Source organism: Rhodanobacter sp. FW510-R10 (genome assembly GCF_058781105.1).
Map to the genome: position 1 here is coordinate 1940520 of NZ_JBYSWL010000001.1, position 23479 is coordinate 1963998.

At 63.7% G+C, this 23479-nt stretch carries 14 protein-coding genes; 6 read left to right on the top strand and 8 right to left on the bottom strand.

What is annotated here, in order from left to right:
* Positions 1-8: 8 nt before the first annotated feature.
* The 8 genes from AC3WJB_RS08460 to AC3WJB_RS08495 all read right to left on the bottom strand — a co-directional run bounded on the left by AC3WJB_RS08460 (position 9) and on the right by AC3WJB_RS08495 (position 11600).
* Entirely contained in the window at positions 9-3074 is a 3066-nt protein-coding gene (locus AC3WJB_RS08460; RefSeq protein ID WP_492680556.1) for a TonB-dependent receptor domain-containing protein, read from the bottom strand.
* 48 nt (positions 3075-3122) lie between these two features.
* Positions 3123-4427 carry an MFS transporter gene (locus AC3WJB_RS08465; protein ID WP_492680558.1) on the bottom strand — a complete coding sequence of 435 codons (1305 nt, stop codon included), beginning with the start codon at positions 4425-4427 and terminating at the stop codon, positions 3123-3125.
* A gap of 2 nt (positions 4428-4429) precedes the next feature.
* Positions 4430-5326, bottom strand: a complete 897-nt coding sequence (locus tag AC3WJB_RS08470) for a shikimate dehydrogenase (RefSeq protein ID WP_492680560.1) — start codon at positions 5324-5326, stop codon at positions 4430-4432.
* Positions 5327-5393: 67 nt separating this feature from the next.
* The gene (locus AC3WJB_RS08475; protein WP_492680562.1) at positions 5394-7163 is read right to left on the bottom strand and encodes a thiamine pyrophosphate-binding protein; all 1770 of its coding nucleotides are present in this window, start codon (positions 7161-7163) and stop codon (positions 5394-5396) included.
* A 2-nt stretch (positions 7164-7165) separates the two neighbouring features.
* Entirely contained in the window at positions 7166-8572 is a 1407-nt protein-coding gene (locus AC3WJB_RS08480; RefSeq protein WP_492680564.1) for an aldehyde dehydrogenase family protein, read from the bottom strand.
* A gap of 324 nt (positions 8573-8896) precedes the next feature.
* Positions 8897-9604: a TetR/AcrR family transcriptional regulator gene (locus AC3WJB_RS08485; RefSeq protein ID WP_492680566.1), complete on the bottom strand. Its 708-nt coding sequence runs from the start codon at positions 9602-9604 to the stop codon at positions 8897-8899.
* Between the two features lie 130 nt (positions 9605-9734).
* Entirely contained in the window at positions 9735-10721 is a 987-nt protein-coding gene (locus tag AC3WJB_RS08490) for a hydroxymethylglutaryl-CoA lyase (protein ID WP_492680568.1), read from the bottom strand.
* A 42-nt stretch (positions 10722-10763) separates the two neighbouring features.
* Positions 10764-11600: a sugar phosphate isomerase/epimerase family protein gene (locus AC3WJB_RS08495; protein WP_492680570.1), complete on the bottom strand. Its 837-nt coding sequence runs from the start codon at positions 11598-11600 to the stop codon at positions 10764-10766.
* Between the two features lie 258 nt (positions 11601-11858).
* Between AC3WJB_RS08495 and AC3WJB_RS08500 the strand changes: the two genes are divergently transcribed.
* The 6 genes from AC3WJB_RS08500 to AC3WJB_RS08525 all read left to right on the top strand — a co-directional run bounded on the left by AC3WJB_RS08500 (position 11859) and on the right by AC3WJB_RS08525 (position 23472).
* Positions 11859-12812, top strand: a complete 954-nt coding sequence (locus AC3WJB_RS08500; RefSeq protein ID WP_492680572.1) for an AEC family transporter — start codon at positions 11859-11861, stop codon at positions 12810-12812.
* A 150-nt stretch (positions 12813-12962) separates the two neighbouring features.
* A complete protein-coding gene (locus AC3WJB_RS08505) occupies positions 12963-17903 on the top strand; it encodes an NAD-glutamate dehydrogenase (RefSeq protein WP_492680574.1) in 4941 nt (1646 codons plus the stop codon).
* A gap of 151 nt (positions 17904-18054) precedes the next feature.
* A complete protein-coding gene (locus AC3WJB_RS08510) occupies positions 18055-18816 on the top strand; it encodes an NAD kinase (protein WP_492680576.1) in 762 nt (253 codons plus the stop codon).
* 45 nt (positions 18817-18861) lie between these two features.
* Positions 18862-19791: a 5'-nucleotidase gene (locus tag AC3WJB_RS08515; protein WP_492680578.1), complete on the top strand. Its 930-nt coding sequence runs from the start codon at positions 18862-18864 to the stop codon at positions 19789-19791.
* Positions 19792-19887: 96 nt separating this feature from the next.
* The gene (locus tag AC3WJB_RS08520) at positions 19888-21060 is read left to right on the top strand and encodes an acyl-CoA dehydrogenase family protein (RefSeq protein WP_492680580.1); all 1173 of its coding nucleotides are present in this window, start codon (positions 19888-19890) and stop codon (positions 21058-21060) included.
* Between the two features lie 141 nt (positions 21061-21201).
* A complete protein-coding gene (locus AC3WJB_RS08525) occupies positions 21202-23472 on the top strand; it encodes a thiamine pyrophosphate-dependent enzyme (protein ID WP_492680582.1) in 2271 nt (756 codons plus the stop codon).
* Positions 23473-23479: the final 7 nt, after the last annotated feature.

The following is a 23479-nucleotide window of genomic DNA, read 5'->3' on the forward strand; positions in this document are numbered from 1 at the left end:
GAGCTTCCTTAGAGGGAGAAATGCAATCCAACGTAGTAGGTTCGCCCGAGCAGGTTGTACACGTATGGATTCGTGCCGATTTCCGAGGTGGCAACCGGCAGTGGGCCCTTGTTCGTGAGATTGTTCAAACCGGCCCGCAGTTGCAACTCATCGTTCACGAAATACGTGCCGAACAGATCAAAGGTGCTGTATGAACTTGTTCCGGGCGCGGGGTGTGCCGGGTTCGTCACGCTGGATATGTCATTCATCCCACTGAGATAATTCCACCGCAAGCCGACGGTGAAGTCTTGGTTGTTGAAACCCACTGACGTTATGGATTTCCACTTGGCAAGTGCGGTACTGCCCACGGCGGCTTGCGAAATGGTGTTGACAAACTCCTGTTCCGGCCCATTGGGCAAAGTCTGGATCTTGTACGAGCGGGTGTAACTGACTTGGCTGTTGAGGAAGAGTGCGCCGGCCGCGTTCATGCCGAGGCTGTGCAGGCTCGGTGCCCAGTTCAGTTGCAGATCAACGCCGTCCGTCTTGAGGCTGCCCAGATTCAGGAATGGCGTGACCAGAGTCGTCATCAGCCCATTCTGGTCACGTTGGATCAGCTTGCAGAACTGGTTGTCCGGAGAATAGCTTGGATTGGAGCCGTCCAAGTTGAAGCACTTGGACAACGATGTGGTGCCGGGCACGGCACTGATGACCTGCTGGATGTCGATGTTCCAGTAATCAACGGACGCCATCAGCGTACTGAACAGGTCGGAACTTGAAGTGGACGTCCATTGGAATCCAGCGTTCCAGGTATTGGCGCGCTCAGGCTTGAGGCTCGTATTGCCACTGGTCAGGCCGCCCACCGCGGTGGTCGGAAACATGTAGGTATCCGTGACCGCCGCGGGCATGCCTTGTTGAATGCACAGCTGCCGGACGTTGGCGGCATTGGGGCCGCTGCGTGCGGAGGAGCGGATGTCGCATGGGTCGCCCGTGGCGATGGGCGGCGTGCCGATACTGACTGTCGCGCGGTTTGCGGCACCGAAATACTCGTTGATGTTTGGTGCGCGGACCGCACGTTGATAGCCAGCGCGTATCAGCAATGAATCAACGGGCCGCCACTTGAGGTCGGCCTCATAGGTGTTCACGCCGCCAGCCAGGCGATACTTTGAATACCGATACGCCGCATCCGCAGTCAAGCTCTTGGCAAAAGGCAAGTCGGAGAGGATCGGTATCTCGACTTGCGTTGCCAATTCCTTGACCTGGGTGGCGCCAGACGAGGGCAGGGACGCGCCGGTTGCCTCGATATCCCCTGCGGCCAGCGAGGTATCCGGCTCGTAGCGATAGTTGTCACGGCGAACGTCACCCAATACCGCGAGTTTGACCGGTCCGGCCGGCAGGTCGAACAGTGAGCCCTGGACTGTGGCCTGCGCGATGTTCTGGTTCAACTTCTCGCGGCTGTTGGCCGTGGTGGTGAGATAGCTGAGGCAGGCTGGCGACGTGCTGAGGCTGTTTGCCAGGCCAAACGGATTGAAACCGCCGGCGCAAATGGACGCGCCGCCATCAGGGGCGTTCAATAATGTTTGGAGCCGGCTGCCCAACACGGCGTTGAATATCTGCGAGGTGTGGTCCATCGAGCTGTGTGAAACGTACGCGTCGTACGTCCAGTCGCCGAGGATCTCGCCTTTTGCGCCCATGAGGAACTGCGTCGTCGTGTAATCATCGGCGATGATGCGCGTGGGCACCTCGACAAAACGTGCGTTCCAGGTGAAGGATGCTGCCGGATTCGGCCGCGATGCCAACAACGTCTGCAGGTCGGAGGGAATGAATGGATTGGTAGCCGGCACCGAGGGCACGAATATCTGGACCAGGCTCAAGCCACTGTTCCACTTCGATTCCGAGTTCACATACATGAACTGCCCGTACAGGTCGACGTGGGGAGAGAACTCATAGTCGAACTTGGTGAAGGTCTGCTTGGTCTTGACCGGATTGGCGAGCGCCGTTTGTGGTCCGACCGGCATCCTGACGTTGCCGCCAAGAATGGCATAGCCCCCGGTTGTTGGGCCCTTGTAGTTCTTCGCGCCGGTCTGGGTAAACAGCGAGCCGTCATCGTTGAAACCAAGGTTCAACGTGTTGGGGACGGGGGTCGCCACGCCATAGCTTCCAAACAGCGCATTGACGACGCCCTGGTTCGGCAGGTTGATGCCAGAGGGCACGAACGTGCCTTGCCCGATGTACGACGAGGGCACCGCATTCTTGAAGAAGTCGCGCTTTGCGCCCTGCATCCCCTGGCTGTTGGTGTAACCCAGGGCGAGTAATACGTGCCCCTGGTTGTCGGTGCCAAACGATGAACCAAGCGCCACGGAAGCCGCTTGCTGGAACAGGTCATTTTTCGTCGTGTTCCCGTACTGCACGTCGCCCTTGATGCCGCTGAAATAGGGTACGGTCAGGAAGTTGACGACGCCCGAGACGGCATCGGAGCCGTATACGGCCGAGGCGCCGCCCGTAATGATGTCGGCGCGATCAATGGCTGCTTCGGGGATGAGGTTGGTCCCGACGTTGCCGTTGTTGTCGGCAGGCGGCAGGCGTCGTCCATCGAGGAGTACCAGATTGCGGTTGGACCCAAGGCCACGCAGGTTGATCGTCTGCACGCCGCTCCGCGTGAACAAGGTACCCGACGTCGCACTGAACTGCGGCAACTGGTTCAGGACGTTGGCGACCGATACGGAGCTCGTGCCCAACTTGAGGTCGCTCATGTCGACCGTGCTGATGGGACTCGCCGATACCTGGTTGGGTGAGCTGATCAACGAACCGGTGACGACGACCGCCTTGAGCGCGGTCGGCGCTGTCGAGGCGGACGCTGGCGCGTCTTGCTCGGCGAAGGCGGGCATTGCGGTCAGCGTGGCCAACGCCAGGGCGGCGATGACCGCTTTTGCACACGGCCGCATGCCGAGCTGAGTGGGCACTGGCGCCCCGCCTTGTACACCCATGTTGCGATCGCTGCGCATATTCGGAACCCTCTGGAAGGCAGTTGCTACTGCACGTGACTCCGTGCCCACCGCGACGACGATACGGACTAGTTCGTACATGTCAATGTGCAACGCAGCAACCGTACCGGCTGTGCACGCGTCCGGCGCGCCCGTCCGTGCTCAATCGATCTCGACGCGATGCACGTCGCCGACGATGAAGACGTACGCCAGCGCACCGATGGCAGCCACTGCACCGACGTAGAAAAGTGCGCCGAAGAACGAGCCGGTGGCGCCGACGATGATGCCGATGACGATGGGCGTGATGATGCCGGCAAGGTTGGCAACGAGGTTGAAGATGCCGCCGCTCAGTCCGAGGTGGCGCTTGGGTGCGACGTCGGTCAACAAGGTCCAGCCAAGCCCGACCATGCCCTGGCCGAAAAATGCCACGGACATGATGAAGATAACCACGGTGTTGCTGACGACGTAATTGGCCGAGACGATGGTGGCGGCGAGTACCAGGCCGGTCAGGATCGGCAATTTTCGTCCCAGGCTGGCGTTGCCCGTGCGCGCGATGATGCGGTCAGAGAGCCAGCCACCGGCAATCAGGCCAATGGACGCAGCGATGAAGGGCATTACCACGAAAAATCCAGCGTTCAGCCACTCCATGTGTCGCTGGGTGATGAGGTAGGTGGGGAACCAGGTAAGGAAGAACACCAAGGTCGAATTGCCGCCGAACTGACCAATCGCCGCGCCAAGGATCTGGCGCTTGCGCAGCAGGCGTCCGACGTTGCGCCAGTCGAAGCGTACAGCTTCATTTTCGTGACCGAGGCCGCCGCCTGCTGCGATATAGTCCAGCTCCGCCTGGTTGACGCGTCGGGACTGGTGTGGATCTCGATAGCTGCGTATCCACACCACGGCGAACGAGAGGCCGATGAGTCCGGTGATGATGAACAGGCTGCGCCAGCCCAGGGTCACCACGATCCAGAACAACAGGGGACTGAAAAATGCCAGCCCGAAGTACTCGCCCACCGTGAACGCACTGGTCGCCCGCGCCCGCTCATGCTGCGGGAACCAGGTGCTCAGGATCCGGCTGTTGGCGGGGAAGCAGGGCGCTTCGGCGATGCCGAGGCCCAAGCGGTAGGCCAGCAACGAGTACAAACCGGTGGAGAGGCCTTGCAGCAGGGTGAACAGCGACCACACCGCCATCGACCAGAAATAGGCCAGGCGCACGCCGATGCGGTCGATGAACGCGCCGCCGGGAATCTGCGCGGCAACGTAGGTCCAGGAGAAAATGGAAAAGACCACACCCATCCAGACGTCGTTGAGACCCAGGTCTTTGGACATGGCCGGGGCCGCCACGCTGATCACCGTGCGGTCCAGGTAGTTGATCATGGTGCCGATGCTGATCAGCAGCAGGATGAGCATCCGTGCGCGACTGCGGCGCGCAGGTTCGGGGTGCGTGGTCGGCGCCGTTGCCCCCATCATGTTCAGCCTGCGGCCGCGACAGAAACTGGATGCTCCCCTTGCAACGCGACGAGCGCATCGAAGTCATGCAGCATATTGGTTGCGTTGGCCTCGATGCCCGTGAACAACCGGAACGCACGGGCAGCCTGGTGTACCGCCATGCCGCGGCCATCGACAGTCTGACAGCCGAGCCGGCGCGCCAGGGCGAGCAATTCGGTTTCCAGCGGGAAATACACGATCTCTGCCAGCCAGTGTCTGGGCTTCAACATGTCGGCCGGCAGCGGCAGGCCGGGGTAGTGGGCCATGCCGGTAGGGGTGGCATGGACGATGCCGTCGGCTTGCGCGATGGCCGATCCGAGATCGGTCACCACCGAGGCACGGCCGGCGCCGAAGCGGTGCGACAACGCGGCCACGAGATTGTCCGCGCGTATGGCGTCCAGGTCATGGATGTGCACGTGGCCGGTGCCGAGGTGCATGAGTGCGTGCGCCACGGCGGCGCCGGCCCCGCCGGCACCGAGCAGCACGACATCGTGTTTGCGCGCCGACGGCAGGTTCTCCCGCATGTTCTGCTCGAATCCCCAGCAATCGGTATTGTGGCCGATGCGGCGGCCATCGCGGAACACCACCGTGTTCACCGCGCCGATGGCAGCGGCGTTTTCCGAAAGTTCGTCAAGCAGTGGGATCACCGACTGCTTGCATGGATGGGTGATATTGAGCCCGCGGAATCCCGCAAGTTGTGCGGCATTGAGAAGTTGGGGCAACGGGTCTTCGCCAAGACGGAGCAAGTCAAGGTCCATCAAGCGATACATGTAGCGCAAGCCACGACGGTCGCCCTCACCCTCATGCATGGCTGGCGTCAGCGACGCCTGGATTCCGGCGCCAATCAAGCCCACCAGACAGGACGGCTTCTTTTCAATCATGATGCATGGATCCTTGTGCTTCCAGACGCGTGGTGCCGGGCTGTTGCAGCCTGCATGCGCGAGCCGCTCAATCGGTAGCCACGTGCGATATGTGCTTGCCTGGCGAATAGATGTCCAGGATGTTCCAGAAGCCAGTGGTCGGGGTAGGGTTGTTTTTCATCATGACGTCGATGACGAACGGCCGTTTTGACTGCAGGGCGCGCTCCAGGGCGGGCTTCAACTCACTTGCCGCGCCGATGCGTATTCCTTCGCAACCGTACGCGCGTGCGATGGCGGCATAGTCGGGCTTGAGGTCCTGCACGCCGTTTTCCGCCTCCGGAAAGACGCAGCCATAGCTGGTGCCGTAGTGCGCCTGCTCCAGGCCGGCAATGGTCCCGAACGCGTTGTTGTTCATTACCAGCCAGATAATCGGCAGTTGCTCGGCTGCCGCCGTGGCCAGCACCGAGGGGTTTTGGCCAAACCCACCATCGCCGACCAGGGACAGCACAGTGCGCTCGGGTGCCGCGAGCTTGGCTCCCACGGCTGCCGGCGGGCCAAAGCCCATGGTCGCGTAGCCGCCGGGGGTGAGGATGCTGCCTGGCGTGTAGGCGGGGAACTGCTGGCCGACGCCGTTCTTGTTCCAGCCCACGTCGGTAGTGATGATCACGTCACGCGGCATCACCTCGCGCACTTCGGCCAGGATGCGCTCAGGCATCATCGGGAATGCGTCGCTCTTTTGCATCGCCGCGTTGCTGGCCGCGAATGCGGCACGTTGCGTGGCGATGTGCTGCTTCGTGGCTTCGTCCTGCCGGCCGGCAGGATAGAGTTCCTTGGCCACGTCCAGAAGGACGCTCAGGGCCTGCTTGGCGTCGGCCACCACGCCGAGCGCGACCGGGAAGTTGCGCCCGATTTCGCTCGGTTCGATGTCGATCTGCATCAACCTGGTGGGTGGAATATCGAATGTGTAGCCGCGGTACCAGGAACTGGAGTCGGCCTCCTTGAAGCGCGTGCCGATGGCCAGCAACTGGTCGGCTTCGAGACAGCTCCCGTTCGCCAGGTGCGTACCCCAGAACCCGGTCATGCCGAGCACGAAAGGATTGTCGTCGGGCAACACGCCCTTGCCCATCAGGCTGTGGGCCACGGGAATGGACATGTGCTGGACGAACGCACCGAGCTCGGCGCTGGCGCGCGCGCCAATCACGCCGCCGCCGGCGTAGATGACCGGGTGCTTGGCTTCGCCCAGCGCACGTACGATTTCAATCGCGTCGGCCCGATTCATGGAGGGACGCCGCAGCTGCTTCGTGTTGAGCAGTTGCTTTTCGAACGATGCAGGATCCAATTCCTTGGAAAACACATCCATCGGCACGTCGACGAGTACGGGGCCGGGTTGACCGCTTTCGGCAAGCTGGAAGGCCTTTTCCAGGATTTCCGGGAGCAGCGGAGCATGGTCCACGCGCCACGCGCGTTTGACGAACGGCCGGTAGATCTCGAACTGCGCGCCATCGGCGTGCAGGTTCACTTCCTGATGTGGATGTTTGCCGAAATAGTGGGACGGTACATCGCCGGAGATCACCACCATGGGGATGCAATCGAGCGCCGCATTCGCCACCCCGGTGGACGCGTTGGTCAGGCCTGGGCTCAAATGCGTGAGCAGCACCGATGCCTTGCCAGTGACGCGCGCATAGCCATCGGCGGCGTGGGCGGCAATCTGCTCGTGGCGTACCTCGATGAAGCGGATCGAGCTTTTCGACAACGCGGCCAGGACAGCGATATTCGTATGTCCACAGAGTCCGAACACGTGCCGAACGCCGCGCTTCTCCAGGTATTGGACCAGTAGTTCAGCGGCGGTGTTGGCCATGGTCAGAACGTCTCCGAGTTGAAGAATTCCCCGAACAGCTCCTGTTCGGACGGCCGGTCTTCGGCAATGGGACGGCTGACCCAGGTGGTTTGCAGGAAGTGCTTGAGATGGATGTTCTCGTTGGTGATATTGCCGCCCCAGATACCGCAGCCCAGACTTGAGGTCATCGGCATGCCGTTGGTGAACGAGCCGGCGTTCGCCTTGGATTGCGGTTGGCGCACCATCATGCGGCTGACTGGCGCGATGCGCGCAAGGCGGTCGATATGGCTGTCGTCGTGCGAATAAATGCCACAGGAATGGCCCTTGCCGCCGACCTCGTAGATCTGCTCGATCATCTGCAAGGCCTGGTCGAAACCGCGGTAGCGGTAGATCGCCAGCACGGTGGTGAGTTTTTCGTGCGACCAGTTGTGCTGTGGGCCGATCTTGTCGTTTTCCACGATGATGAACTTGCGGTCCGCTGGGATTGCAAAGCCAGCCGCCTGGGCAATTGCCTGTGGCGGGCAGGCAACCGTGTTCGGCAGGCGGTGGCCCTCGGCGTCCCACATCACTTTCTCGATGGCGGCGGCTTGGGCGGGGTCGACCTTGAAGCCGCCCTCGGCGATCAGCGCCTGCAGCATGGCGTCGTACAGCCGGTCGTCGACAAGGATGTTGCCGTCGGCCGAGCAACCAGAACCGAAGTCGGAAGTTTTTGACAAACGCGTATTGTGTGCCGCGACGTCGACGTCCGCGGTCTCATCGATGACCATCGTGGAGTTGCCTGCACCGACGCCGTACGCGGGTTTGCCGGAGCCGTAGGCGGCACGCACCATGGGCTGGCCGCCGGTGGCCAAGGTCAGGTCGCAGTTGGCCATCAGGTACTGGGTGGCCGGTATGGTCGGGGCCTCGATGCATTGGAACAGGTCCGCCGGTGCGCCCTGCCGCTTGAGTGCCTCGCGCATCACGCGGACCATTTCCAGCGTGGTGGCCTTGGCCCGTGGATGCGGTGAAAAGATCACGGCATCCAGTGCTTTCAGCGCATAGATCCCGGTATAGGCCGGAGTGAGGCCAGGATTGGTGGTTGGTACCAGCGAGGCAATCACGCCGGCTGGCTTGGCATATTTGACGATGCCCTTTTCAGGGATTTCCTCGATAATGCCGGTGCTCTTTTCGCGCAGCGCGTCACGCAGCACGCCCATGATCTTCATGCGCTTGGACCTGCGGCCTTGTGGATCGCCGAGCCGACTCTCCTTGACCCCCATTTCAGCAATGCGGGTGAAGGTCTTTTCATTGGCGGTGGCCCAACCCAAGGCCTGGCACAGCCGGTCGATCCGGGCCTGGTCGTAGTCCTTCACCTCGCGCATTGCAGCACGCGCACGCTGGATCATACCGTCGATGCTGGTGCGCTCGGCGTCGCTCAATTCTTTTGCCATGTCGTCTCCAAGGTGGGCCGAAGCGGGACCGTTTCCCTGCCCAGTCACACCGGCTCTGAGTATACGAACTAGTACGTCCAAGTCAATGAGTGGCACCGTTTGCGCAGCGGCTGCTTAGCCAAGGCAGGGTGTGCTCTCCCGGGAACGGTGATCCGATTGCGGGTCCGCGGATCGCTCACGGGTAGTCGCTGGATGAAGCCAGAGGCGCGGTCATGGTCATGTCATGGTCATGGCATGGTCCACCCTGCCACCACCAGCGCTCATGTTCACCGGAAGCGGGGCGGCGGGCCCTCCGCCCTCAGCGGTTCCTGGGAATGGCCCGAATCAGGCCTTTTTGGGACCAACCGGGTTCGGCGATTCGACGTAGGACAAGATCGCCTCGACGATCATGCGCCGATGCCTTGCGCGTACCTTAGGATCAAACAAGTCACAGTCGAACAACGCCTCGAACGTATGGCGGTTCGAGATGCGGAAAAAGCAGAACGCGCTGATCAACAGATGGACATCAAGTGCCACCAGGTTCTGGCGAAATTCCCCGGTTGCCTGCCCGCGCTCCAGGATGTCTTCCAAAGTATGGATGACGCTTTCGTTGATGCGCCGGATCGACGGCAGTTTTGAGATAGTTTTGGCGCGATGGATGTTCTCGGTACTCACCAGGCTGACGAACCGGGTGTGGTTCTCGTCGTATTCAAAAGTGACTTCAATGAGCTTCTGCAGCGCTTCGCGGGGCGGCATATTGGCAAGATCGGACTGTGCTTCCTCGGCGCGGATATCCCCGTAGGCTTTTTCCAGGACTGCGCTGTACAAGCCTTGTTTGCCGCCGAAGTAGTAATAGATCATGCGTTTGGAGGCCAGCGTGCGCTCGGCGATCGCATCCACCCGCGCTCCCGACAAGCCATAGGCGGCGAACTCTTCAGTTGCCACCTTGAGGATGTTTTGCCTGGTTTGCTCTGCCTCGGCGGCGACCGTCGAGGCGCGGCCGGCCGCGCGTTTCTTTGGCTTGGTACCGGTCGTCTCCCCTTTCTTGGCCATGCGTTGTGCTCCTGCGCGGTCGGCGGAGTCGTCCCCGCCGATGGCTGCCTGATTGCGCCGCTGAAAGCTGGCCATTCTACACGCGGTGTGCCGGCGCCGAAGAGCCACAAGGGCTACGGAGCGCCGCTCCCTATCTGGATGATGGTGTGGCGGCGGGCCGGCCCAACGGTTGCGTGGCGGCGATGAATCCCTTGGGTAAGCCTGCATCCACCAGGTGTCCATACAGCGGTTCGCCTGGCAGAGCCTGTGCCAACAACGTGCGCGCTTCCAGCAGTCGGCCGATGTCCACGCCCGTGCGCAAGCCCATGGCCTCAAGCAGGAACACCAGGTCTTCCGTGACGATGTTGCCGGTCGCACCTGGCGCGTAGGGGCAGCCGCCCAGCCCGCCCTGGGACGAGTCGAACGTGGTGACGCCGACATCCAGCGCCGCGACCACATTGGCCAAACCTTGCCCGCGCGTATTGTGTAGGTGCGCGGCACCCGCGAGCGCGCCGATTTCATGCCGCAGGCGCTTGAACATGCGCTTCACCTGTGTCGGGTTGGCGTAGCCCGTGGAATCGGACAGGCCGATGCTATCCGCTCCTGCCTTGGCAAGGCGTGCCGCCATTTCCATGACCCAGTCCTCCGACACGGGTCCTTCCATCGTGCAGCCGAAGGCAGTGGAAATGCCGACCTCGACAGTTGGCCGTGGATGGCTGTCCAGTCCATCGCGGAGCGTGCAGGTGATGCGGACTTGTTCGATCGCTTCCTCCGGGGTCATGCCGATGTTTTTTTCGCTGTGCATGCGCGATGCCGAGACCGGCATGGTCACGGTGTGGACGCCAGCGGCGAACGCACGCGCGGCGTGCTTCGCATTCGGTGCCAACGCCAGTACGGTGAGGCCGGGGATGCGGCGGGCAGCCCGCACCAGTTCGGGAGCGTCGAGCATTTGCGGCAGGCGCCGCGCGGAGACGAACGAGCCCACTTCGATCTCGCGCAAGCCAGCGGCGGCCAGCGCAGCGATCCAGCGCTGCTTGACCTCGGTCGGTATGGTCTGGTGGATGCTTTGCGCGCCTTCGCGTGGGCCGACCTCGCTGACGATGACGTCGACGGCCGGGGCTACGGTTTTCGATTCCATGCGTATTTCCTCGGGCTCGGACCTGCAGGCATCGAGCGATTGTCAGGCAGAGACGTGATGGACCGCGACCGGCTCGTGGTCCAGATGGCGCCGAGTCGCGTCCAATGCCAGGCGCACATATTCCACGTCTCCAAGAATACGGGCCAACGGCAGACGCGGAATCTCTAGCGCGTAGGGGATGTCCTGGGGCATCTGGGCCAGGATTTCCTTGACCCCCAGTCCGCCTTCGCCGGGGAACATCCGCTCCGCTCGTGCCTCGCGTATCAGCCCTTCGTTTGAGCTGGGGCGGGCCGCCGGGGCATCGCACAGGTGTGCGTAGCGGAACCAGTGCCTTGGCAATTTGGCCAGTTCGTCAAGCGATGATCCGGATCGTGCGAAATGCAGCATGTCGACCAGGATGCCGGCATTGGGGCGATCGGCCGCGCGCAGTATGGCCACGGCACTGGCGAGGTTTGGTGTTGCTGTCCACGACGGGAACTCGAGATTGGCAAAGACGCCCAACGGACGCGCCAGATCGCACAGTTGTCCGAACTGGTCGACTGCCCGATGCCGGTCCGGGTCAGGCAATTGCGCGATGACATCGTGCGCGCCAAGTTCAGCCGCCAGTTCCAGCAAGGGCAGGAGGTCCCTGGCCTGGTCGCCCGCGCCGATGCGTGCCAGTTCCAGGTCGAGGACCTTGACGCCGCTGTCTGCCAGGCGAGCCTTGGTTTCGCGCAGCAAATGCGCGTCTTCGGTCAATGCATAGAGAGGTTCGTCGGCGGCGACACGGTTGGCCCGCAGCCCGACATAGTCATATCCAGCCTTGGCTGCGGCATCGACCAAGGCCGGCGGCGGCAACAGCAGAGCCGACAATTGCGCCAACGAATACCGGTGTTTCATGCGATGACTCCTTGCGCCAGATGGCGGTGCAGCGTTGCCGCCATGGGCGTGGCCTGGCCCGGGCCGCAGCTTGGCCATCACGGCGACAGGTCAGGCCAAACCTCTTGTCAGGGCGCGGTGTTGGTTACAACATTCCCACGGCGATATGGTGGACGTACCAGATAGTACAGCAAGGATTGCAAGGGATGAAAGCGCTGGTGGGCCAGTTTGTGTGATGGCTGCCTATTGATCTGCTGCCGTCCTTGTAGGGGAGCGACGATGACCGACGTGCTGCGCATTACGGTACCGATCTACCTCACCATCCTGGCCGGCTACCTTGCCGTGCGCACCGGGCGCGTGCAGGCGACGGACAACCATGCGCTGGGCCGCTTCGCGATCAACTTTGCATTGCCGGCACTCGTATGCATGGCGATTGCCGGACAGCGGTTGGCCGATACCCTGAACTGGGCGTATATCGGTTCCTACTTCGTCGGTTCCGCCGGCCTCGGCCTGGCGGTGTTGGCGGGCATGCGCTGGATCGGGCACCGTGGCGAAACCGCGGCGGCGGTTTACGCGCTGGGTGCGGTGTCATCCAACAGCGCGTTCGTCGGGTACCCGGTGCTCCTGCTGGCGGTGCCGAAGGTGGCGGGAACTGCCCTGGCACTGAATACCGTCGTCGAAAACCTGATGGTCATGCCGCTGTTCTTGTTCCTGGCGGAATCCGGTTTTGGATCGGGGACGGCGGGGCACTCGGCGCTGGGCGCAATCGGCAGGGTGATGACGCGGCCGCTGGTCATCGGCTTGTTTGCGGGCCTGCTCGTGGCCCTGTCGGGCTTGCAGATTCCGATCTTCGCTTCGCGGACGATGGAGATGTTTGCCCAGGCCAGCGGGGTCCTGACCTTGTTCTTTGTGGGTGGCACGCTGGCCGAGTCACGAATGTCACACCTGCTTGGGGGCGTGGTTTCCCTCGTGTTGGCGAAGCTGGTGTTGCATCCGCTGGGCGTCTGGGTGGCCATTGCATCGATCGGCACGGCACTGTTCGGCGGCCTGGACGCGGATTTGAAAATTGCTGCGGTGCTGATGGCGGCGATGCCGGTCATGGCCATGTACTCGGTACTGGTGCAGCGGTACCACGCCGAGGACCGCGCGGCCGCCGCCTTGCTGCTGACGACGTTGGGATCCTTCGTCACCCTCAATGTGCTGCTTTGGATGTTGTTGCGACACGCATCCTGAGCGGCTGGCCGTCCGGCGGGAAACGGCTCGGAAGGCCGTCCCGACCGCTTCGTGGCGGGCGGCTGCGGGTGGTATCGGCATGCGCGCCGGCGTATCCTTCAGCGGTTTGAGACGCCCCGATCGGGTCTTTCCACCAACCAAGCTGATGCCATGTCCTCCAATTCTTCGGTGCCCGGTAATTCTTCCTCCATAGCGGTGTTTGACGAGCTGAAAAAGCTCGGCCTGTCGCCGCAGCGCCTGGCTTCGGCCCAGGCCTTTTGCAATGCGTTTTTCTCGCGCATGAGCAGCAGCGATGGGGAGTTGCACGCGCCCGCCCAATGGGCGGTGATCGTCGCCAGTCTGCTGGACTTCATGCAACAACGCCGCCCGGGTCAGACTCTGGTGCGGGTGCTCAACCCGAAGGAAGCCCATGGCGGGCGGAGCCTGCTGCAGATCGTCACCGACGACATGCCGTTCCTGGTTGATTCGACCAGCATGGTCCTGGCCCATCGGCAAACCGTCCATGCGGCCATCCATCCGGTGCTTGGCGTGGTGCGGACCACGTCCGGTGAATTGACTGGGATGACGGAGCGCGCCGAGGCGGGTCAGGGCGCCACACTTGAATCGATCATGCATTTCGAGATCGACCGGGTACAAGACGCGGACCGCGCAGCCTTGGTCGAAGCCGTGGAAGCGGCACTGGACGACGTGCGTGCCGCCGTGGGCGACTGGGAACCGATGCGCGGGAAGGCTTCGGCCATCGCCCAGGATTTGCCGCAGCGCCAGCTGCCGATCGGTTCTGCTGCCGTGGCTGAGGCCAGCGAGTTCCTGCGTTGGCTGACGGCGGACAATTTCACCTTCCTCGGTTACCGCGAGTACGAGGTGCTCGAGGAGGGTGGCGAACCCATGTTGCGCGCGGTTGCCTCCTCCGGGCTGGGTATCCTGCGCAACGATGCGCGCACCATGGCGCCGCGTTCACTGCAATCGCTGGTGGCGACGGCGCTGCCGCAATCGGGCGCCACCGACGCGATCATCCTGACCAAGACCAATGCCCGCTCCGATGTCCATCGCGCCGGCTACATGGATTACGTCGGGGTACTGAAGTTCGATGCCGCCGGCAAGCCGGTGGCCGAACAGCGCTTCCTGGGCCTGTTTTCGTCCAACGCCTACATGGCGCGCCCGCAGGACGTCCCGTTGTTGCGTCACCGCGTGGCCGCGGTCCTGGCCCGCTCCGGACTCAGGCGCGATTCTTACTCCGGGAAGGCCCTGCAGCATGTCCTGGAGACGCTGCCGCGCGACGAGTTGCTGCAGAGCACGGAAGACGAGCTGTTCACCAGCGCGATGGGCGTGCTCGAGCTGCGCCAGCGTCCACGCACCCGGCTGTTCGTGCGTCGTGACCGCTACAGCCGGTTTTTCAGCTGCATGGTGTATGTGCCGCGTGACCGCTTCAGCACCACGGTGCGTGAGCGCATCGAGGCGCTGCTCAGCACGGCCTTGCGCGCCGAGCAGCTGGATTCGACGGTGCAGATGGGCGAGGGCACGTTGGCGCGCATCACCCTGGTCGTGCGTCCGAAGATTGGTGACCGCCCCGAGTACGACCTGCCCACCCTGGAGCAGGGAGTGACGACCATCGTCCGTGATTTCGCCGATGACGTACGCGATACGTTGATCCGGCGGCACGGCGAGCAGGATGGCGTGGTGCTGGCCAACCAATATGCGCGCCTGTTGCCGCCCGGTTATGTGGCCGACGTCGACGCGACCGTTGCCGCCCAGGACATCTATCAGCTGTCATTGCTCCAGGGCGACGACGCCTTGCGTACCCTGCTGTACCATCCGGCCAACCAGCCGGACACCTTGCGCTTCAAGGTCTATCGCAGCGGTGGTGACATTGCCCTGTCCGAGGTTTTGCCGCAGTTGGAAAATCTCGGCCTGCGCGTGCTTACCGAGCATGTCTATGAGATCCCCGATGCCGCGCGACCGCAATCGATCCAGGATTTCGAGGTACAGCCGGTCGGCGCGCTGGCGTTTGACGTCGGCCAGGTCGGCAGCTTGTTCGAGGATGCCTTCGCCCATGTATGGCGCGGGCATGCGGAGAACGACGGCTTCAACCGCCTGGTGCTCGGCGCCAAGCTCAGCTGGCGCCAGGTGGCGATGCTGCGTGGCTATTGCAAGTACCTGCTGCAGGTAGGGGTGACGTTTTCCCAGGCCTACATGGAAAACGCACTCAACCACTATCCGGCCGTCGCCGGCCTGATCGTCGAGCTGTTCCTGGCCAAGTTCGATCCCGAGCGCGAGACCGCGGGTGACCGCGCCGCCGCTACCACCGCGTTCGTGGCCGAAATGGAAATGCTGATCCCGGCGAAGGTGCAAAAGGTCCAGCCGGGTTTGGTCACCGGGCTTGGCGAGGCGATGGGCCAGCCGCGGGACGTCCAGATGGCCGCGCTCGAGCGCGCCATCGGTGTGCTGCTGGAGAATGTCGACAGCCTGGACGAAGACCGCATCCTGCGCAGCTTTGTCGCCGTCATCCGCGCCACTTTGCGCACCAGCTTCTTCCAGCTGTGGGACGGCGCGCCACGTCAATACATCAGCTACAAGTTCGACTCGCACAAGGTGCCGGACTTGCCGAAGCCCGTGCCGTTCCGGGAAGTGTGGGTCTACGCGCCGCGCACGGAGGCGGTGCATCTGCGCTTCGGGCCAGTCGCCCGCGGCGGCTTGCGCTGGTCCGACCGGCGCGAGGATTTCCGCACCGAAAGCATGGGCCTGGCCAAGGCGCAGATGCTGAAGAACGCGGTCATCGTGCCGGTGGGTTCCAAGGGTGGTTTCTTCGTCAAGAAGCCACCGGTCGGCGGCGATCGTGACGCCCAGCTTGCCGAGGGCATTGCCTGCTACCAGATGTTCAACCAGGGCATGCTCGACATCACCGACAATCTGGTGGACGGCAAGGTGGTGCACCCGGCGAACGTGGTTCGTCATGATGCCGATGACCCGTACCTGGTGGTGGCGGCGGACAAGGGCACGGCCAAGTTCTCCGACATCGCCAATGCGATTTCCGAAGGCCACCACTATTGGCTGGGTGACGCCTACGCCTCGGGCGGCTCGCATGGCTACGACCACAAGGGCATGGGTATCACGGCGCGCGGCGCCTGGGAATCGGTCAAGCGTCACTTCCGTTCGCTCAATCGCGATTGCCAGACGCAGGATTTCACATGCGTCGGTATTGGCGACATGTCCGGCGACGTGTTTGGCAATGGCATGTTGCGCTCGGAGCACACCTGCCTGGTGGCGGCGTTCGACCATCGGCATGTGTTCCTCGATCCGCATCCGGACCCGGCGCGCTCGTTTGCCGAACGCGAGCGTCTGTTCAAGCTGCCGCGCTCCAGTTGGGACGACTACGACCGCGCGCTGATTTCCGCCGGCGGCGGCGTCTATGCACGCACCCTGAAGTCGATACCGGTTTCGCCGGAGGTACGCGAGGTCCTGGGCCTGCCGGCCGACGTCGAGCACATGGCGCCCAATGAGCTGCTCAGCGCCTGCCTGAAGGCACCGGTCGACCTGCTGTACAACGGCGGCATCGGCACCTACATCAAGGCGAGCACGGAAAGCCATGCCGACGCCAGCGACCGGGCAAACAACGCTCTGCGCATCAACGGCGCGGAGGTGCGCGCGACGATCATCTGTGAGGGCGGCAACCTCGGCATGACCCAGAAGGGCCGCATCGAGGCCGCGCAGCACGGGGTGATCCTCAACACCGATTTCATCGACAACTCCGCAGGCGTGGGTACCTCGGACCATGAGGTCAATATCAAGATCCTGTTGAACGACGCGGTGGCTCGTGGCGAGATCACCGTGGACGGGCGCAATACGCAACTGGCGTCGATGTCCGACGAAGTGGCGCGGCTGGTGTTGCTCGACAACTATCGGCAGAACCAAGCCATCACCTTGATGGAGCATCAATCGGTATCACGCCTGGGCTCGATGGCGCACTTCATCCGCACCCTGGAAGCCGAAGGTTCGCTCGATCGCCAGGTGGAGAACCTGCCCAGTGACGCGGAGCTGGCCGAGCGCAAGAGTCGGGGCCTGGGGCTGACCCGGCCAGAGCTGGCGATCCTGCTGTCCTACGACAAGATCCGACTGTTCCAGCAGTTGCTGGATTCGGACGTCCCCGAGGATGCCTACCTGTCCAAGGAGCTGGTGCGCTATTTCCCGTTGCCATTGCACGAGAAGTACGCCGAAAATATGCAGCGCCACCGCCTGAAGCGGGAAATCATCGCCACCGTGGTGACGAACTCCACGATCAACCGCATGGGCGCCACGTTCATGCTGCGCATGCAGGAAGACACGGGACAAGGCCCGGGCGCGATTGCCAAGGCCTATACCGCGGCGCGTGAAATCATCGATGCGCGGAAGCTCTGGGCCCAAGTCGAGGCCCTGGACAGCAAGGTGGCCGAAGACACCCAGATGGAGGCAATCAAGCAGATCTGGTCGTTGCTGCGTCACCTCACGCGTTGGCTGCTCAATCGACCAGGCAGCGTCCTTGGTATCGCCGACACCGTCGAGCGTTATCAGAGCGGCGTATCCGCGCTGCGCAACGCCTTGCCGGGTGTGCTCAACGACAAGGGCAAGGCGGCGTTTGAGCAGAGCCAGCAAGAGTGGCTTGGCCTCGGCCTTCCGCCTGAGTTGGCGCTGCCGTTGGCGCGGCTGCCGGCGTTGCGTGCGTCGCTGGACATGGTCGAGGTGGCAACCCAGACCCGGCAACCGGTCGAACAGGTGGCCAGCGTGTTCTACGAGTTGGGCGAGGCGCTGGACCTGGAATGGCTGCGCACCCAGATCGAGGCCTTGCCGGTGGAAGGACGCTGGCACGCGCAGGCACGCGGCTCGCTGCTCGACGAGCTGAACCACCAGCATCGCGCCCTGGCGTCGCAGGTGGCGGCTTCGGGCCACCCGGGCAGCAGTGGCCCGGCGTTGGTCGCGGCCTGGCTGCAGCGCGACGATCCGACCTTGAAGTACACGCGCAGCATGTTGGCGGAGATTTTCACGCAGACTGCGGATTACCCAATCGCCTCGGTTGCGGTGCGGCGCCTTGCGCAATTGGCGCAAGTGGCCGCGGTTTGAGGTGTCGGCCCGGCCCACGCCGCTTGGCGTGGGCTGGACCTCTGCGTCGCCGGAACGTCGCGTGCGCGCGTTTCCGCGGATGGTTGTGCAGGGCTTCGTGGGATGGGTACTTTGCCGTCAGTCGGCATACTTCGCCGCGTAGGATGCGCCCATGCGTTTTGCGATCGTCGCCAGTGAAATCGAGCAAGCCCAGCAGGCCCGGAGCCGGCTCATCGAGCGTTATGGCGATGTGCCGGTCGCCGACGCCGACGTGATCATCGCCTTGGGCGGCGACGGGTTCATGTTGCGGACGCTGCATGCCCATCGCGGCAGGGGCATTCCCGTCTACGGCATGAAGCTTGGCCGCGTCGGCTTCCTGATGAACAAGTATCGTCAGCGTGATCTTGCCGCCCGGGTCGGCAAGGCCCATGTGGCCGAGTTGCACCCGCTGGAGATGCGGGTACGCGACGGGGCGGGCAAATCGCACACGGCGTTGGCGTTCAACGAAGTGTCGTTGCTGCGCCAGAGCAACCAGGCGGCGCATCTCGAGGTCAAGTTGAACGGCATCCTCAAGTTGCCCGTCTTGATCTGCGACGGCATCCTGGTGTCCACCCCCGCCGGTTCCACCGCCTACAACCTGTCCGTGCACGGCCCGATCCTGCCGCTGGACGCGAAGGTATTGGCGCTCACCCCGATCAGCGCGTTCCGCCCGCGACGCTGGCGCGGCGCGATCTTGCCGTACCGCACCGAGGTCCGTATCCGCGTCCTGGGCGCGGAAAAGCGCCCCGTCAGCGCCACCGCGGATTTTCTCGAGGTACGTGACGTGCACACCGTAACCGTCCGGCAAACCGAGGGCGCCGGGCTGCGCCTGCTGTTCGACCCCGAGCACAACCTCGAGCAACGCATTCTCGACGAACAGTTTGCGGCCGATTAGGCTCCTGGCTGGATTCGCCGGCTGCGATGCGTGCATGATGCTGCCATGAGCACTTCGACGACCAATGCCCACGATGCCGCGGCGCAAGCCGACAATCGGCTGGTGGTAGCCATCTCGTCGCGGGCGCTGTTCGACCTCAGCGACAGCCACGCGTTGTTCCAGCGCGAAGGCCTGGATGCCTACCGCGCTTTCCAGATCGCGCACGAGGACGACATCCTCGCTCCGGGCGTGGCATTTCCGCTGGTGCAGAAGCTGCTTGACCTGAACCGGTTGAGTGGCGCGGTGCCGCCGGTGGAGGTGATCCTGCTCTCGCGCAATTCCGGCGACACCGGCTTGCGCATCTTCAATTCGATCCAGCACCACGGCCTGGCCATCAGCCGCGCGGCATTCACCAGCGGAGCGCCGACATCCGACTACATTGCGCCGTTCAAGGCCGATCTCTTCTTGTCGGCCAACGCCGAGGATGTCGGCCGCGCGTTGGCGGCGGGGGTGGCAGCTGCCACCATCCTGCCCAGCTCCGCACCGCCCAGGGCAGGGGAGCAACTACGCATCGCCTTCGACGGTGACGCCGTGTTGTTTGGCGATGAAGGCGAACGCGTCTCGCGCGAAGAGGGGCTGGAAGCCTTCCATCGCAGCGAGACCGAGCACGCTGCCGAGCCACTGTCGGTGGGCCCGTTCCGGGGGTTCCTCACGGCGCTGCATCACCTGCAGTCGGCGTTCCCGGCCGAGCATTCGCCGATCCGCACGGCACTCGTCACCGCGCGCTCGGCGCCGGCGCACAAGCGTGTCATCCTGACCTTGCGCAAGTGGGGCGTGCGCATCGACGAGGCGCTGTTCCTCGGCGGCCGCGACAAGGGGCCGTTCCTGGATGCGTTTGGCGCCGACATCTTTTTCGACGATTCCCCGGCGAACGTGGAGTCGGCGCGCCAGCATGTCGCGACCGGACACGTGCCCAGCGGGGTGAGCAACCAGTGATGGCTGCTTCCGTCCGGGGCTCCCCCCGGCTTTGTGGCGGGATTTGCAGGCGCCAGGGCTACAATGCACGTTCACACCCAGGTTCTTGGAGGTCGCATGCCCGCCCCGCGTCTCGATCCGCTCGATTTGTACGATGTCCGCTCGCTGCTGAGCGATGAAGAACGCATGGTGCAGGGCACGGTCGGCCGCTTCGTCGACGAGAAGGTCCTGCCGATCATTGGCGACTGCTTCGACCAGGCGCGGTTTCCGGTCGAGTTGATCCCGGAGATTGCGAGCCTCGGGCTGCTTGGCGCGACCATTCCCGAGGAATACGGCGGCGCCGGCATGAACGGGGTCAGCTATGGCCTGATCTGCCAGGAGCTCGAGCGTGGCGATTCGGGGCTGCGCAGTTTCGCCTCGGTGCAGAGTTCGCTGTGCATGTATCCAATCTTTGCGTATGGCAGCGAGGAGCAGAAGCGCGAGTACCTGCCGCGCATGGCGGCTGCCGAGGTGATTGGCTGCTTCGGCTTGACCGAGCCGCACGGCGGCTCCGACCCGGCCAACATGAAAACCCATGCAAAAAAAGCCGGCGACGACTGGGTGATCAACGGCGCCAAGATGTGGATCACGAACGGCAACCTCGCACATATTGCCATCGTCTGGGCGCAGACCGTCGATGGGATTCGCGGCTTCGTGGTGCCTACCGCGACGCCTGGCTTCAAGGCCCAGGAAATCCACAAGAAGATGAGCCTGCGTGCGTCGGTCACCTCGGCGCTTTTTTTTGATGACGTGCGCGTGCCGGCCAGCGCGATGCTGCCGGGCGTCAAGGGCCTCAAGGGGCCCTTGGGCTGTCTCGACCAGGCGCGTTACGGCATTACCTGGGGGCCGATCGGGGCCGCGCAGGCCTGTTTGAAGGAAGTGCTGGCGTATACCGCCGAGCGCGTGTTGTTCGGCCGCCCGCTGGCCGCGAACCAGTCCATCCAGGTCAAGCTGGCCGACATGGCCAGGCGCATCACCACCGCGCAACTGCTGTCCCTGCAGTTGGGTCGCCTGAAGGACGCCGGCCAGTTGCGGCCAACCCAGGTCTCGCTGGCGAAGTGGAACAACTGCCGCATGGCCATCGACGTGGCGCGCCAATGTCGCGACATCCTCGGTGGCGCCGGCATCACCACCGAACACAATGCAATCCGCCACGCGTTGAACCTGGAGTCGGTCATCACCTATGAGGGCACGCAGACCGTCCACGAACTCGTCGTCGGTCGCGAGCTGACCGGCATCAACGCGTTCTGAACCGCGCCCGCCGCGCCTGGTGCGCGGCGCCATGACTTCCGGATGTGGGACCTGCCGGCGGGCAATGCGTTTAAAGGCATTGCCGCCGGGGGACTCCCACAAAAGCAATCCCCCCTGCCATTCGTATCGCCGCCTATCGCCATGTCCAATCCAGTTGTCATCAGCGCACGCCACAAGGGTTTCAACCGCGCCGAGATCGTCGACCAGAACTTCATCGAGTTCGTGCAGCAGTGGAATGGCGAGACGCGTCCGACTCCGCCCGAGGATGGCCCGGTGCTGCCTGGCAGCACGCTGGATGTGCGGGGTTTCCGTGAGTTGTTCGAGTCGGAGCTGGTCAGCCGGCACCTGGATCTCATGGCGCGGGTGTTGCGCAAGCAGGACAAGGTGTTCTACACCATCGGCAGCTCCGGCCACGAAGGCAACGCGCTGGTCGCGCGTTTGACCAGGCACACCGACCCGGCATTCCTGCATTACCGCTCCGGCGGCTTCATGGCCGAGCGCTTCCGCAAGTTGCCGGGCATGGACCCGGTGGTCGATTCGGCGCTGAGCTTTGCCGCCAGCAAGGAAGATCCGGCCTCCGGTGGCCGGCACAAGGTCTGGGGCAGCAAGCCGCTGTGGGTCCTGCCGCAGACCTCAACGATCGCCTCGCATCTGCCGAAGGCGCTCGGTACCGCCGTGGCCATCGAGCAGGCCAGGCGCATCGGCCATCCGTTGCCGGTGCCGGCGGACAGCATCGTGATCTGCTCGTTTGGCGATGCCTCGAGCAACCATGCCACGGCGCAGACGACGTTCAATGCCGCGGGCTGGACGGCGTACCAGAAGTTGCCGGCGCCGGTCTTGTTCGTGTGCGAGGATAACGGTATCGGCATTTCGGTGAAGACCCCCTCGGGCTGGGTCGCGAACAATTTCCGGCATCGTCCCGACCTGGATTATTTCTTTGCCGACAGCCTGGACCTCGCGGTGGGTTATGCCCAGGTGGCGGCTGCGGTCGCGCATTGCCGCGACACGCGTCGGCCGACCTTCCTGCATCTCAAGACCACGCGCCTGATGGGGCACGCCGGCAGCGATTTCGAGATCGAGTGGCGCAGCCTCGAGGAACTGGTGGCGCTGGAAGCCACCGATCCCCTCCTGCGCTCGGCCGCCATCGCGCTGGAAGCCGGGGTCTACGGCAAGGACGAGCTGCTGGCGGTCTACGAGGCAATGCGCAAGCGCTGCTTTGCCGCGGCCGAGGCGGCCGACGCACGGCCGCGCCTGGCCACGCTGGCCGAGGTCGTTGCGCCCCTGGCACCGTACACGCCTGCCGCAGTGGCGGCCGAGGCCACGCGGACGGCTACTGCCGAGCAACGCCTGGCGGCATTTGGCGGTGCCGACAAGTTGCCGGAGGACCTGCCGCCGCGACACCTGGCGATCCTGATCAACCACGCCCTGCACGACGCGCTGGCGAAGTATCCCGAGGCGCTCGTATTTGGCGAGGACGTGGCGCAGAAGGGCGGCGTGTATACCGTCACCAAGGGCTTGCAGAAGGCGTTCAAGGGCGCGCGCGTGTTCAACACCCTGCTCGATGAAACCATGATCCTTGGCTTGGCCCAGGGCTACGCCAACATGGGCATGCTGCCGATCCCCGAGATCCAGTACCTGGCCTATTTCCACAATGCCTGCGACCAGATTCGCGGCGAGGCGTCCTCGCTGCAGTTCTTCTCCAATGGCCAATACCGCAATCCACTGGTGTTGCGGATTGCCTCGCTCGGCTACCAGAAGGGTTTTGGCGGCCATTTCCACAACGACAATTCAATTACGGCCTTGCGCGACATCCCGGGCCTGGTGGTGGGCTGTCCAAGCCGGGGCGACGACGCGGCAACCATGCTGCGCACCCTGCTGGCCCTGGCGAAGGTGGATGGCCGCGTGTGTGCGCTCCTGGAGCCGATCGCCCTGTATATGACCAAGGACCTGTACGCGGCCGGTGATGGCGAGTGGCAGTTTGCCTATCCGGTACCGGGCCAGGCCATGGCCTTCGGCGCCGGCCGTGTCTACCATGAGGCAGCGAACGACCTGGTGGTGTTCACCTTTGGCAATGGCGTACCCATGGCCTTGCGTGCGGCGCGCACGATCGAGGCCGAGCTGTCGTGGCAGGTACGTGTGGTCGATCTGCGCTGGCTGGTGCCGCTGAACGAGAACTTCATTGCCGAACAAGCGGGCACAGCCAAACGCATCGTGGTGCTCGACGAAGGGCGGCGCAGCGCCGGCGTCGGCGAAGGCGTGATTACGGCCATCGTGGAAGCCGGGCTGGGCGCCAAGCCCTTGCGCCGCGTGGTCGGCGCCGACACCTTCACGCCGCTGGCCGGCGCGGCATTGCTGGTACTGCCCGGGGAGGCCGACGTGGTGGCGGCAGCCCACGCCCTGGCCGAAGCCTAGCGTCGGG